The following is a 14,267-nucleotide window of genomic DNA, read 5'->3' as shown; positions in this document are numbered from 1 at the left end:
CAAGTGGCTACTTCCCTCCCAACACACCTATTAACGTTTGGCGGACGGAACCCCTCAAAAGAATCGTGTTTTTTTCTGATACTGCGTATTGTCAGGTTTGGTAGGTCAGCGCGTGCTCGCTCATCGATCTTTTTGTTTTATTTTTGGTCTATTTGAGAGCGTAAAAGGGGAGGCAGAAGGAGTTTGAGTAGAGAGGTGTAGCTTAGAGGCTTAGGGAAAAGCTTCCGTAAAAAAATCGGCCTGTAAGGTCATATGTTAGGTAGTCGTGGTTATTGCTCTCTGCGGTTGAAGCAAAAGGAGGTGAGCGATCAAGTAAATTATTGATACCGAACGCAAATCTCAGTCGAGTGCTCGGGGTGTAAGCAACCTGGATGTCGTGTGATGACCAGTCGCTGATATTGCGGCTTTGGCTAGTGCCGTCCAGGGTGGTAAACGTTTCTTTAAGGTTGTCTACATAATGGACGGTGTAGCCGGCATTCCAAGGGCCTTTTTTTAAGTAGGCTCCAGCATTGGCTTTCCATTTTGGCAATGATCCTGGGCCGCCGGCTGAAATATCTGTGAAGGTGCCAGATAGATCTTCTTTGGTTGAGTTAGGTGAGCTTTGATTGAAGTAGTGAAGCATTCTGCTGATGTTTAAAGCCAAATGCAGCTCGTTTTCACCCTCTAATTGGAAGTTATAACGAAAGGCTGCGTCATATCCGCGGATCTCACGGCTTCCTTGATTTATACGAGAAGCGTATATTTTGGTTATATCACCGCTCTGGTCGCGTATGACCAAGTCAGTATAAAGGTTGTAGTAGGCATTTTGGTCCAACAAAAACTGGGGGTTGGTGCCGATCACTTGGTCTTCGTCGATGTCATAAAGATCAAATTTAGCGGTAAAGTCGGGAAGCTTGAGGGGCTCCCATGTCACTCCGAGAGAAATTGTGCGGGATGTTTCAGGTGCTAGATCTGGATTACCGCTAAATTCAGTTAAATATTGTATCCGCGAGCTGTCAGACCGATATTGGCAGCCAGGAAGGTCACTTGTATTTGTGCTTGTACAGGGGTCGAATAGAAATTCTTGAGTTTGGTAGCCCTGTTGATTCATGTCTGTGAGAGTTGGGGCTCTAAATCCTGTGGTATAGCTGCTTCGTACAAGAAGTGAGGGGGTTGGTTTCCATCTCAGAGCCAGTTTGGGGTTACTAGTATCCCCGAAGTCGTCATAGTGAGAGCTTCTAATGGCACCATCTAGCCATAGCTTTTCTGAAATTAGCGGGATGGACACCTCAGCAAAAGCTTCTTTGACAAGCCGGGTTCCTTCTGTAGATCCAGGGGCATGCCCACCAATAAAGGACATTCCGAAATTATCATTGGAGTGAAGACTTACGCTTTCCCGTCTGAACTCAATTCCTGCTGCTGCAAGAATATTTCCTGCCGATATTTTTTTGATAATGCCGTCAGTTATGAATGTGAAAGATGTCATTCGCGAGTTGCTAGTGGTTATACTCTTGCCACGAATGAACTCTAGTTGTTCCGCATCAATACTGCCGCTGGGGCCAAGAAGGTTTACGGCCACACAGGAAGTTGTGGTATTGCAGACATCTGGTCCTTTTAGCCCTAGGGAGAGCGCAAAGGGATCTATTACATTGTTTAGTGTTTCTTTCTTAGAAGTTCTGTGGATTGAGGCACCCAGTTCCCATTGCCATTCATTCCAGAAGCCTTTAATTCCGGTATTGAATCTCCAGCTGTTTGTTCGGTTATTTTGTGTCCTTGGGCCAAGCTCGATAACGCGTCTGCGGACATCATAAATTTCTTCGTTAAAAGTATTGTAAATATTATCAGCCGCTATCGTTAAGTCCCCGTTGTCAAAGCGTGTGAATACAGGGGTGGGAGCAGAGGTTGATACTCCGCTGGATCGGACGCCCATAATTTCAGAAAAAGCTTGCGTGCTTTCGCCAATATCCAGGTTGCCGGCTATGTATATTGAGTCGCTTTGGGTGGGGGTAATTGCTGAGGTGTAGTCGCTGTAGTTAAATTTCTCTTCCGGCGACCAGTTCTGATAGGTCCCAGGGGAGAGGTTGGTTAATACCTCATTTCTCTCGAGGGCAATAAAGCCATCTGGGATGGCAGATGACCGCTGATCGGTCCCCCCAATTGCGCGACTATCCGCTGAGCTGGATAGGTCCCTGTCTCGGCTCATTACTTTTCCCTGGCGATTTTGGGCCAGGTTAAACATTACGTGAGACCGGTCCCCTCTCCACCCCCAGGTTAGGTGGTGAGATTCACTCTGTCGATCACCTTGCGAAGCTTGTCCGTAATAGCTCTTCATCGAGAGCCCTTCAAAGTCAGTTTGCAAGATAATATTCACAACTCCCGCGATAGCATCGGAGCCATAAACAGCTGAAGCTCCGTCTTTTAGAATCTCGACTCTTTCAACTAGTGCTAGAGGGATAGTGTTTAAGTCGGTCGCTTCACCATTAAATCCATCGCTGATGATTCGCCTCCCATTGAGGAGAACAAGAGTGCTATTGGCTGGTAGGCCGCGTAGCGAGACTGCTGCAGTACCATCGCTCTCCTGGCTAACTGAAGTGCTTGTGGAGTTGCCTGAAATGGCAGGTAAAAACTTTAGTAAATCGGCAATAGTCTGAGCGCCGGTCATCTCCAGCTGGTCTCGCGAAAGGCGGTCTACCGGCAGGTATCCTTCTGATTGGAAGTGGCGCAAGTGGCTTCCGGTTAGGCTTTGGCCGGTAACCGTTACTTCTTCGGTTTGCAAAGCTTCCGTTGCTATTTGCCGGGAAGAATCAGTCTGGGGTGATTCAATAACAGCTACTGATGATGGGCCTACTTTTTTGAAGGATAGCGGTACTCCTTCTAATAGTTGCTCTAGAGCGGGCTCAAAATGGCCATCGGGGCTAAGTAGTGTCTGCCTGTTAACTTGAAATTTTGCAGCTGATGAGGCTCTAACCAGTAGTGATATTTTACATTGCTGGCCCAGAGATATCAGGGCTTGAGAAAGGTTTCCTTTGGAGATTTCGATTCCTGACTCTGGGCACAGGGCATAGGTAGCGCTAGGGGAACAAAGCGCTAACACAAGGGATATTGTTATCCAGTGCCTAGGTGTCAATGAGGTGCCCATTCAAATACATGCAGCATGTCAAAATGCAGCAAACTGATAGTTCTTCTTAGATTCTGGGCGGGCTTATTTTGCTTGCCTAATATATAACCGCCGTGATGACGGTTATAACCTAGTTATGTGCGGGAGACAAGATAGTCAGGTTGGAGTTACTGTGGTCTTCGTGTAAGTCGAGCGCAGTAGCGATAGCTTTCAAGGTGCTGTCTGGATCGGAGATCTCGAAGGTCCCCGAAACTAATTTGTCCTCTACTTGGGGGGAGGCGGCAACGGGAACAGCTAAATAGCGGTTTAACTCAGTTAAAGCATCCTTAAGTGGGGTTTTTTCAAAGACTAACAGTCCTTTTGTCCAGTCGGTAGCTTCTTCCGGTGATGTTTGGCCAATTGGGCTAAGGCCTCTTTCAGAAACACTGACTTTTTCGTTCTTGATTAGTTGTACTGATTCGGGTCCTAAGCCGGGAGCGCTATCGGTCTCACTGACTGAGACGGTGCCTTCGGTTACGGATACTTTCGTGCTCTGCGGGTTGAGCTCAACGTTAAATTCAGTTCCCAATACGCGGATATTGGCGCTGCCGGCAGTAACAGTAAAGGGGCGAGAAGTTTGTCTTGCCACTTCGAAGAAGGCTTCACCTCGGACTAACTCCGTGCGGCGCTCATTGCGGTTATAGATTACCCGAAGTTCACTATTTGAGTTCAGTTTCACTTCTGAGCCGTCGGACAGACTTATGGTTTGTATTTGTCCGCGTTCGGTCACATATATTTGGGCTTTGAGTTCGCCGCCCATACCCTGATAACCAACCCACAGGGCAACTATTGCTCCACAGGTTGCCAGTCCTCCGCCCATAAGCCACTGAGGCAATGTCCATTGCTTCGAGCTCAGCTGCTTCTGTGTTTCGCTAGATGCGGAGCATGAGGCCGCTTTACTTTGTGGATAGGGGATGCTTTCAGGGAACAGTGTGTCGCTCGGCAGATGAGACAAGGCCCCCAAATCTCCCCAGAGTTCAGTGATTTCAGTAAAAGCCAGCTGATTCTCTTCTTTGGAAATCCACTGCTTGAATTGACGGCGGTCGCTAGATGTGATCGAGTCAGAGCGCAAACGAGCAACCCAAGCGCAAGCCTGATCCAGGCTATCTTCACTTAATGCTTGCTTAGGGTTAGTCTTCATGGCTGCTCTAGCACCTTGGATTTGCGAAAATTAACTTAGTACTTTGATACTAAAGGCGGCATATTACTCAAAGTCTCTCAATTTGTGCGACCTTTACTACACGGACCTATGAGTAAAAAAATAATTCCAACGTGTTTTTACTGTATTGCAGTAAAAAGTTCTGTTGTATGTAGAGTATTTAGGTTTACTCAATACGGCCCTTCGAAGCTGAGACGGCTGAACAGCTTCCCCCCTCAAATAATTTTGTGGCGCTGCTGCTAAGGTTTGAATACCGGTGATTCATCTTCTTTTTATCGTTATGTTAAGGATAGGTGTCATAAGTGGCGCAACTGACTGAAGGTCACCTTTCAGGAGTTACCTTTTTACGACACGCTTTCAAAGCCTGCAAAATATACTTTTCCACACTACTCACGGAGATATTCATCTCCTTAGCTATCTCGCTATAGGAGAGGCCCCGGGTCCTATGTAATAGAAAGGCCTGGCGGCACTTTAGGGGTAGCTTGTCCATGGTTTCGTAGATGGACTGTAGTTGCTGGCGGGCTGCCAGCAACCTTTCTGGTGACTGGTGGTCCGCATGGTCGTCGTTATAGGGTTCACCCTCCATGGGGATCTGCTGGCTCACGTACTCTACATGCAGCTTGCCCCGACGCAGCTGGTCTACGGCCAGGTTGTTGGCAATCTGGTAGAGGTAGGCCCGTGGATTCTCGAGTTCCTTTTCATCGCTGAGTTTTTGCAGGCGTAGATAGGCGTGTTGGGCGATATCCTCGGCATCGTCAGGGCTTTTTACAATGCGAGAGACAAAGCGCACCAAGGCCTGTCCGTGCTCGGTAAACAGCCTTTCAAGAAGCGTCTTCCTGGCCTTATTCATTACTGATCGTGATCCCCGTACCCTGCTCGCTGTAGTTATGGACTGATTGTTCTTAGTGCGAGCTGGCGCACAGTTATATCACAAGCATTGGTTTCGCTACGAGAGGTACGATAGAACTTGACTGGTCACACTCTTCGATTCTCTATGCCTGACGGTGGATGCCGGTATAATGGCGGCCGCGCCACAGGCGCAGACAATAAGACCTTGCAGAGGTGTGTCGAGCACCGGAGATTGAATGAGTTATCAAGTACTGGCACGGAAGTGGCGGCCGAAGCTGTTTCGCGAGATGGTGGGACAGGAGCATGTTCTCCAGGCGTTGATCAACGCCCTGGATAATGGTCGCTTGCACCACGCCTACCTCTTTGCCGGTACCCGTGGTGTGGGTAAAACCACGATCGCACGAATCCTGGCCAAGTGCCTGAATTGTGAAGAGGGGGTCAGTTCTGAACCCTGTGGCCAATGCCACACTTGCAATGAGATTGCTGATGGCCGTTTTGTCGACCTGATCGAAGTGGATGCAGCCTCGCGCACCAAGGTCGAAGATACTCGTGAACTGCTTGAGAACGTGCAGTACGCACCGACCCGGGGTCGCTTCAAGGTTTACCTGATCGACGAAGTCCATATGTTGTCGAACAGCTCGTTTAACGCGCTGTTAAAAACCCTCGAAGAACCGCCTCCCCATGTGAAGTTTCTACTGGCAACGACTGATCCGCAGAAGTTGCCGGTTACCGTGCTGTCCCGCTGTCTCCAGTTCAAACTGAAGAATATGAGCCCCGAGCGGGTTGTGGGGCACTTGAAGTTTGTGTTGGAGCAGGAACAGGTTCCGTTTGAAGAAGGGGCCCTGTGGCATCTCGGTCGCGCCGCAGATGGCAGTATGCGAGATGGGATGAGTCTTACTGACCAGGCCATCGCATTTGGTGGGGGGCAAATTACTGAGGCAGAAGTGCGCGGTATGCTGGGCAGTATCGATACCGGTTTGGTGTGGAAGCTGCTGCAAGCCTTGTCTGAAGAGGACGCACAGGCTTTATTTGCCACAGTTGCTGAGTTGTCTCAGCAGGCCCCTGATTACAGTGCAGCGCTGGCAGAACTTGCCGATAACCTGCACCGTATCGCAGTGGCTCAGGTGTTGCCGCAATCTATCGATAACTCTCTGGGTGATGGTGAGCGACTGAGAAATTTAGCTGGGCGTATCGCCCCGGAAAATGTGCAGCTGTATTACCAGATGGCTCTGCTGGCCCGACGTGACCTGCCCTTGGCCCCGGATCAGCGCAGTGGCTTTGAAATGGCTCTACTGCGGATGTTGGCTTTCCGCCCCCAGGGTGTTGCGGATATTCCCCGTTCGCCACTGCCATCGGCTTCCGAACCCGTTTTGCCAGCACCGGCTCCAGAAGCGCTACAGCCACAGGCTCCTGTAGCGCCAGAAGTATCGGAGGTCAGTCCGGCAAAAAAGCCTGAAGCGGCACAGCCGCAGGCTGTTACAGCGGTTGATCTAACTCCCTCGCAGGCAGTGGAAGGCCTGCAGCCGTTTAAGCATCAGACAGAGCAGCGAGAGGCAGAGTCGACAGCTCCAACTGAAATGATCAGTGAGCCAGCGACGGAGGCTCAGCCGGAGCAAATTACAAGCCCACCCCCTGTCCAGGGAATGGCAGAAGAGCGCCCCCAGCGTAAAGATGTCCTGGCCGAGCTTCGCCAGCGAGTTGCGGAAGTGGAGTCGGCGCCGGCACTACAGCAACCAGTACCACAAAATACGGTGAATACCTCGCGGGAGGCTCCGGTAGAAAGCCGCAGTCAGGAAGTGCCAAAAGGGCGTTTGGAAGCATTAACGCCTGGCAGTTGGCCGGTAATGTATGGACAGTTGGGTATTACCGGTATTTTGCACTCTATTGCCCAGCACTTGGAGATGGTGGGCAGGCAGGACAATATACTCTCGTTCACCCTGGATGAATCCTACAGCAGCCTCTACGACGAAGTTCACCAGCGGCGCCTTGGGGACTCTCTGGCTGACTTCTTCCAGCAGCCTGTGGTGGCGCAGATCCAAGTAGGGCAGGTACATGGGAGTACCCCCGCCCGATTAGTCGCAGCTACCCGCCAAGCGCGGCTAGAAGCTGCCCAGGATGCACTGGTTGCTGACCCACTGGTTCAAGAATTACAGACAGAATTGAGTGCGGAACTGGTGCCGGGCTCCGTAGAATCACTAGTAGTAGAAGATTAATGACAATTAGGGCCCGGTTTATTCCGAGGCTACATGCACAAGATAGAGGTTACCTATGAAAGGTTTGGGCGATTTGATGCAGCAGGCCCAGAAAATGCAGGCCGATATGCAGGAAAAAATGCAGAAGATGCAGCAGGACCTGACTGAGCTTCGCATCTGCGGTGAGTCTGGGGCGGGTATGGTCAAGGTGACGATGAATGGTCGCCACGATGTGGTATCTGTGGAAATTGATCCCTCCCTGATGACCGAAGAGAAGGAAATGCTGGAAGACCTGCTGGCCGCTGCGGTCAACGACGCTGTGCGTCGTGTAGAGGAAAAAACACAGGATCTGCAAAAGCAGGGGATGGGAGACCTGACTTCAGGTATCAATTTGCCTGAAGGCTTTAAGTTCCCCTTTTAAGAAGTGGCCATCCACTGGTTTTGAGTTTGTATGTTTAGTCCCCTGATTGAAGAGCTGATCCGCGCGCTCCGCTGTCTGCCCAGTGTGGGCCCCAAGTCCGCGCAGCGCATGGCGATGTACCTGTTGGAAAAAGACCGGGAAGCTGCCTCCCTGCTGGCCCAGAGTTTAGCGCGAGCGGTGGAACAAGTGGGGCGCTGTGGGCAGTGTCGCACCCTCACAGAGGAGCCCGTTTGCTCATTGTGTAGCAATAGCCGGCGCGAGCAGGACTCACTGTGCGTGGTTGAGACGCCCGCTGATGTTCTGGCTATTGAGCAGGCCGGTAATTACCACGGTCGCTACTTTGTCCTGCATGGGCATCTCTCGCCCATTGATGGCATTGGCCCGGGGGACCTGGGGATCGACTTGCTGGAGCAGAGACTCGCTACTGAGCAGTTGCGCGAACTTATTGTCGCCACTAACCCTACGGTAGAAGGTGAAGCTACCGCGCAGTACATCGCGGAGAGAGCTCGTGCCCAGGGGGTGACGGTGAGCCGGATTGCCCACGGTGTGCCCATCGGCGGAGAATTGGAATATATCGATGGCGGCACTCTCGCCCACGCCTTTAATAGTCGAACCGCATTTTTTTCCGGCAGTTGAGTGATATCGATGACAGAAATAGATACCACTCCACGCTGGGTCGACAGTTACGAGCAGCTGGTAGAGTTGTGTGCAGAATGGCGCAAGCAGAGTGCGGTAGCCCTGGATACCGAGTTTATGCGCAGCCGTACTTTTTATCCCCAACCGGCCCTGGTCCAGGTAGGTGATGGAAAACACTGCTACCTGATCGACAATTTGGCGATTGAGGAGTTACAGCCGCTTCGCGACCTCTTGCTCGATACCGCTGTCACTAAAATCATGCACAGTTGTAGTGAGGACCTGGAAACCCTGGAGCGCTTGCTGGGGGTGATCCCCGAGCCCATTTTTGATACCCAAATTGCCGCTGCGATCTGTGGTATGGGAGCGGGCTTAGGTTATGCGGCGACAGTTAACCAGCTACTGCATATTGAGTTGCCCAAGAGTGAAACCCGCTCGGACTGGCTGCAGAGACCTCTCAGCGATGCACAAAAAACCTATGCCGCCCTCGATGTCGCTTGGTTGCCGGTACTCTACGGCGTACTGGTAAAGGACCTCAATGCGAAGGGGCGCCTGGAGTGGTTGCAGGAAGACTGTGCATCATTGGTGGTCACGGCTCGAAACCCGAACCCACCTGAGGTTTACTACCAAAAAGTGAAAGGTGCCTGGCGCCTGCGCAGTAAACAACTGGCAGTGCTACAGGATGTATGTGCCTGGCGCGAAAAGCAGGCCAGGGCGCTGAATATGCCGCGCAATCACTTGTTGAAAGAGAATGTCTGTCTCGGCCTGGCCCAGCAGTTGCCCCGGCACAGAGGCGCCTTGAGCCAACTGGGTATGGAAGGGCGGGCTTTGCGTGAGCACGGAGAGGCCCTGTTAAAAATCGTTGCCCAAGCCTGTGAGAGAAGCGATCCACCTGCGCGAATGCAGCAGCCTCTCAACCGGCAGCAGGGAGAGATCCTCAAGCAACTGCGACTTGAGATGGTGTCTATTGCCGAGCGGGCCGGGTTGCCTGCCGAAATATTAATTCGCAAAAAAGAGCTGGAAGCCTTGGTCCAGGCCCGTCGACCCGAGTTAGAGGGGCGGCTCAGAGGGTGGCGGGCCGATGTGATTGGCCACCCTTTGCTCGAAGCTCTGAAACAATTGCGTAAAGAGGAATTGAAGTGAAAGTTTTATGCGATATTTATCGCAGTCCAAATAAAGACGAAATGTATCTGTACGTGGATAAGCGCGAAGGCACTGGGAGGGTTCCCAAAAATCTACTGGAGCTTTTCGGCAAGCCGCAGCACGTCACTACGATGTTGGTGACGCCGGACAAAAAGCTGGCCCGTGCAGAGGCGGACAAGTTGCTCAAAGAGGTGCGCACTCGCGGCTATTACTTACAGATGCCGCCAATAGCCGATTCCGAAATGAGTGAAATCGCGCTGAAGAACAGCAAGTTGCAACGCTGAGTCGAGCTAAATGGCACAGGAGCCTTTTTGGCGGCGGAAAACGCTGGAGCAAATGAGTCGATCCGAGTGGGAGCAGCTTTGTGACGGTTGTGGTCGCTGCTGTCTGCACAGTTTGGAGGATGAGGATACGGGTGAGGTCTACCTCACTAATGTGGCCTGCCGCCTGTTGGATACCCATTCCTGCCAGTGCAGCAAGTACAGCCAGCGCAAAGCCCATGTCCCCGGATGCATTCAGTTGCGTATAGAGGATATTGCCGAATTCGATTGGTTGCCGCTCACCTGCGCATACCGCAGTCTTGCGGAAGGGCGCCCTCTTGCGAACTGGCACCCATTGGTATCGGGAGACCCGGAATCCGTACATCGGGCGGGGATATCGGTGCGTGGGCGCGTTGTCAGTGAAGAGTCGGTTCATCCAGACGATATGGAGGATCATATTGTCTCTTGGGTTGAACAAGGTTGATCGCAAACGGGAACTGCGACCTGTAAACGCCTTTGAATATTGCGCATAATTAATTCGATTCTTCGAATTAATTATCGCTGGCAGTCTTTGTCTACGAAGCGGCGTAAATATGCCGGTTCCGAGCGAGTAACGATGTAAAGGACCCTGGCATATTCGCCCGATATTAAATCGGTGTGCCAGAAAGTAGAGTGAGAGAATGACAGAAGATTTCCAATTTGCCTGGATGGTATACGCCGCTTCAACACTGGTTATGCTGTTGGCGGGCTGGTGGTTTATGCGCAATTGGCGCTGGAGTTGGGTGCGCCAGACTCTACTGTTAGTGGCTGCGGCAGTGTTGTTGGCGCCGGCAAAGACCTCTGTAGCGGAGTCAGTTGCTGTGCCGGTGTTGCCGCTATTTGTTTATCAAACGCTGTTTGAAGAAAATGGAGCGGCGCCAGAGGTCACTACCAATTTGATATTCGCTTCGGGTGGAGCCCTGGCGATCATGGTTGTTTGGGGGATTGTCAGCTTGCTGATGAGATTTCGCCGGGACAGGCGTCGTCGCTTTGATGAAGATCCCTACTTTAACGAACAATAACCCAAGATATGGCTGTCATGCCTGAGGGCAGGGTGGCCATTCACCCAGTATTTTTTGTTGCACTTTAATTCACTTACGCAGCCATCGTCCCTCCTCGACGCCTATATCCAGGCCTTCACTCGGTTGCTCGTATCAAAGGCGCTAAAACCCTTTAGACCGACAACCCCAGTCAATGACAGCTGCTATATCTATTAAGCTGGTTCCCGCTGTGGCGCAAGGCAAAACAATGTAAAAGCAGTGTCACTTTTCTGCCAGGTATCCAGTAACAACAAGAGGCGGCTGTATCCAGCATGTGGGACATACCTCGCACCTAATAGGGGAAGAGGGCAAGGGCAGTCGTGAATAGAGTGAAATATTCAGTTCAATACCCACTTGCCCGGATTGGCAGTGAGAGCCGAATGGCTGAGGAATACTGATGCTCGATCACCTGCTTATATTGACTGCAGTAATGCTGGTTTCGGGCATTTTGGGTGGGTTGGTCAATTACTATCAAATGCTGTTTACTGAAGAAGATCCAGCGGGGCTCGCACGTTGCCTGATTATGGGGCTGTGTGGCGCCTTGATGGTGCCGATATTCCTTAAATTCACCCAGAGTGACCTGTTGATAGAAATCCAGGGTGACCCCTCGCGTTTATTGATTTTTACCGGTTACTGCCTGCTCGCTGCAATTGCGTCCCGTATGTTCGTGTTTAACGCCGCGCGGCGCCAGTTGCGCGACGCCAGTATTGCCCGCGCCCGAGTAGAGAATATGGAGCAGGAACTGCGCACCATGCAGTTGGAAATGATGCCCCTATTGGAGCATGAAATTGAGGGCGATCCCGAGCAGGGGCCGACCATCGATTTCAATCAGATCCGTAAATTGGATGACAATGCCCTACAGGTGCTGCATTTGTTAAATACCGGGGAGTGTGTATTTCGGTCTCTTTCCGGCATGGTGCAGGACAGCGGTATGGAAACCAATTCTATAGCCCGCGCCTTGAATAGCTTGCTGGTGCTGGAGATGGTCGGGAAAATTCACAGTCACCTGGGCATCCGCTGGTATATCACCGGCAAAGGTCGCCAGGTTGTACACCGCCGCAGTACCCAGATGGCCTAGGCTGCTTCGGAAAGCCCACGCGGGCTTTCAAGACTCGCCCTGCGGGACTGGCAAATTTCCCCAGCGCAAGCTGGTCATCCAAATTGAGCGTTACCGCCTCGCCCCCAACCTGTTGTTCAATTATCATTCGCTAAAAGAGATAGTTAGCCTCGACGACAGGATTGGAGCAGTTATGAAGTTTACCGGTACCGAAAGCTATGTAGCGACCGACGACTTGCAGATGGCGGTGAATGCGGCCGTTACCCTGCAGCGCCCACTATTGATCAAGGGTGAGCCCGGCACCGGCAAAACACTGCTCGCCGAGCAGGTAGCAGAGAGCCTCGGACTAAAGCTGATCCAGTGGCATATTAAATCCACCACCAAAGCCCAGCAGGGCCTGTACGAGTACGACGCGGTATCCCGCCTGCGGGACTCCCAACTGGGGGTGGATAAGGTTCACGATATTGGCAACTACATTAAGCGCGGTAAGCTTTGGGAGGCCTTTGCGGCAGAAGAGCGCGTGGTGCTGCTGATCGATGAAATCGATAAAGCGGATATCGAATTCCCCAACGACCTGCTGGTTGAGCTGGATCGTATGGAGTTCTTTGTCTATGAGACTGGCGAAACCATCAAGGCCAAGCAGCGCCCCATCGTAATTATCACTTCCAATAATGAGAAAGAGTTGCCGGACGCCTTTTTACGCCGTTGCTTTTTCCATTACATCAGCTTCCCCGATCGTGACACCATGCGCAAAATTGTCGATGTGCACTATCCAGGGATCAAAGGGCAGCTGGTGGCCGAGGCAATGGATATTTTCTTCCAGCTGCGCGAGGTTCCAGGCTTGAAGAAAAAGCCTTCTACCTCCGAGCTGATCGATTGGCTCAAGCTGTTGATGGCTGATGATATACCCGGGGAGATCCTGAAAAACAGCGATAGCAGCAATGCCATTCCGCCGCTCTACGGTGCCCTGCTGAAAAACGAGCAGGATGTCCATATGCTGGAGCGCCTGGCGTTTATGGCCCGTCGCGATAATCGCTAAACTGTGTTGGTTAATGTCACCGAGGGCTTAGGTTGTCCTCGGTGATTTCGGCCCGGTTTAACCGGGTGTTATTTTTTCCCTGTGCTGACTGCGAATTATTATGCTGATTGGCTTTTTCCAGAATTTACGCCGCTATAAATTACCGGTAACCATCACCGAACTGCTGGCCCTGCTTGAGGCATTACAGCAGCGCCTGGTATTTGCCGACCTTGAGGAATTTTACTTCCTTGCTCGCGTTTGCCTCGTCAAGGACGAGAAGCACTTCGATAAATTTGATCGCGCTTTCGACGCCTATTTTAAGGACCTTGAGACCCTCGACGACATTGTCGAGCAAATGATTCCCGAGGACTGGCTGCGTGCAGAATTTATGAAGCAGCTGACCGAAGAGGAAAAGGCCCAGGTACAAAGCCTCGGTGGCTTGGAAAAACTGCTGGAGGAATTTAAAAAGCGTCTAGAGGAGCAGAAGAAGCGTCACAGTGGTGGTAATCGCTGGATTGGCACTGGCGGCACGAGCCCGTTTGGCAATAGCGGTTATCATCCCGGTGGTATCCGTGTGGGCGGCAAGGGGCGCAATCGCTCGGCGTCAAAGGTATGGGAGAAGCGCCAGTTTAAAAATCTGGATGACAGTATCAGTCTGGGTACCCGCAATATCCAGGTGGCTCTGCGTAAGTTGCGTAAATTTGCCCGCACCGGGGCCGCAGAGGAACTGGATCTGGATAACACCATTTCCTCTACTGCACGCAACGCAGGGTTACTGGATATTCAAATGGTGCCGGAGCGACATAATGCAATTAAGGTGCTGATCTTTTTCGATGTAGGGGGCTCTATGGACCCCTATGTGCGCGTCTGTGAAGAACTGTTCTCCGCCTGTCGTTCTGAGTTCAAGCATCTCGAATATTTTTATTTCCACAATTTTGTTTACGAGCATGTGTGGAAAGACAACCAGCGGCGCTATAGCGAAAATACCTCGCTGCTGGAAATACTGCGCACCTATGGCAAGGACTACAAAGTAATTTTTGTCGGCGATGCGTCTATGGCGCCCTACGAAATTACCAGTCGTTTCGGCAGTGTCGAACATATGAATGAAGAGCCCGGTGCGGCCTGGATGGAGCGTGTTACCGATACCTACAGTAACCTGATCTGGTTGAACCCTGTAGGAGAGGAGTACTGGCAATATACTCCCAGTATCGGTATGACCCAGAGACTGGTGGACGGGCATATGTATCCGATGACCCTGGAGGGGTTGGATCGAGCCATCGCTTATTTGGTTAAAGGGCGTTAAAAAGCTGATCGCTTTTT

Annotated in this window: 13 protein-coding genes; 10 read left to right on the top strand and 3 right to left on the bottom strand. The window is 51.6% G+C overall.

The features are described from left to right. Positions 1–202 precede the first annotated feature (202 nt). The 3 genes from ACJJIZ_RS20600 to ACJJIZ_RS20590 form a co-directional block, all read right to left on the bottom strand. The gene (locus ACJJIZ_RS20600) at positions 203–2,755 is read right to left on the bottom strand and encodes a TonB-dependent receptor (protein WP_444914698.1); all 2,553 of its coding nucleotides are present in this window, start codon (positions 2,753–2,755) and stop codon (positions 203–205) included. A gap of 472 nt (positions 2,756–3,227) precedes the next feature. After that, positions 3,228–4,277: a FecR family protein gene (locus ACJJIZ_RS20595; RefSeq protein ID WP_444914697.1), complete on the bottom strand. Its 1,050-nt coding sequence runs from the start codon at positions 4,275–4,277 to the stop codon at positions 3,228–3,230. Between the two features lie 340 nt (positions 4,278–4,617). Beyond that, positions 4,618–5,145: an RNA polymerase sigma factor gene (locus tag ACJJIZ_RS20590; RefSeq protein WP_444914696.1), complete on the bottom strand. Its 528-nt coding sequence runs from the start codon at positions 5,143–5,145 to the stop codon at positions 4,618–4,620. 235 nt (positions 5,146–5,380) lie between these two features. On the opposite strand from ACJJIZ_RS20590, the gene dnaX reads away from it, so the two are divergent. The 10 genes from dnaX to ACJJIZ_RS20540 all read left to right on the top strand — a co-directional run bounded on the left by dnaX (position 5,381) and on the right by ACJJIZ_RS20540 (position 14,250). Then, positions 5,381–7,357 (top strand): DNA polymerase III subunit gamma/tau, encoded by a 1,977-nt coding sequence (dnaX, locus tag ACJJIZ_RS20585; RefSeq protein ID WP_444914695.1) that lies wholly within the window; start codon positions 5,381–5,383, stop codon positions 7,355–7,357. A 55-nt stretch (positions 7,358–7,412) separates the two neighbouring features. Then, positions 7,413–7,757 carry a YbaB/EbfC family nucleoid-associated protein gene (locus tag ACJJIZ_RS20580; protein WP_444914694.1) on the top strand — a complete coding sequence of 115 codons (345 nt, stop codon included), beginning with the start codon at positions 7,413–7,415 and terminating at the stop codon, positions 7,755–7,757. 30 nt (positions 7,758–7,787) lie between these two features. Then, a complete protein-coding gene (recR, locus tag ACJJIZ_RS20575; RefSeq protein WP_282934172.1) occupies positions 7,788–8,393 on the top strand; it encodes a recombination mediator RecR in 606 nt (201 codons plus the stop codon). A 9-nt stretch (positions 8,394–8,402) separates the two neighbouring features. Continuing rightward, a complete protein-coding gene (gene rnd, locus ACJJIZ_RS20570) occupies positions 8,403–9,533 on the top strand; it encodes a ribonuclease D (protein ID WP_444914693.1) in 1,131 nt (376 codons plus the stop codon). Continuing rightward, complete coding sequence (locus tag ACJJIZ_RS20565; RefSeq protein ID WP_444914692.1) at positions 9,530–9,817, top strand: YcgL domain-containing protein; 288 nt, start codon at positions 9,530–9,532, stop codon at positions 9,815–9,817. The genes rnd and ACJJIZ_RS20565 overlap by 4 nt, the downstream gene beginning before the upstream one ends. Positions 9,818–9,827: 10 nt before the next feature. Next, positions 9,828–10,277, top strand: coding sequence for a YcgN family cysteine cluster protein (locus ACJJIZ_RS20560; RefSeq protein ID WP_444914691.1), 450 nt, complete (start codon positions 9,828–9,830; stop codon positions 10,275–10,277). Between the two features lie 196 nt (positions 10,278–10,473). Next, positions 10,474–10,854, top strand: a complete 381-nt coding sequence (locus ACJJIZ_RS20555; protein ID WP_282934168.1) for a hypothetical protein — start codon at positions 10,474–10,476, stop codon at positions 10,852–10,854. Positions 10,855–11,269: 415 nt separating this feature from the next. Next, complete coding sequence (locus ACJJIZ_RS20550; protein WP_108731891.1) at positions 11,270–11,950, top strand: YEATS-associated helix-containing protein; 681 nt, start codon at positions 11,270–11,272, stop codon at positions 11,948–11,950. A 172-nt stretch (positions 11,951–12,122) separates the two neighbouring features. Beyond that, entirely contained in the window at positions 12,123–12,968 is an 846-nt protein-coding gene (locus ACJJIZ_RS20545; protein ID WP_444895115.1) for an AAA family ATPase, read from the top strand. A gap of 100 nt (positions 12,969–13,068) precedes the next feature. Beyond that, positions 13,069–14,250: a vWA domain-containing protein gene (locus ACJJIZ_RS20540; protein ID WP_108731893.1), complete on the top strand. Its 1,182-nt coding sequence runs from the start codon at positions 13,069–13,071 to the stop codon at positions 14,248–14,250. Positions 14,251–14,267: the final 17 nt, after the last annotated feature.

This window comes from Microbulbifer maximicatervae (SeqCode) (genome assembly GCF_052467225.1).
This window is presented reverse-complemented; position numbering and strand designations above follow the sequence as displayed.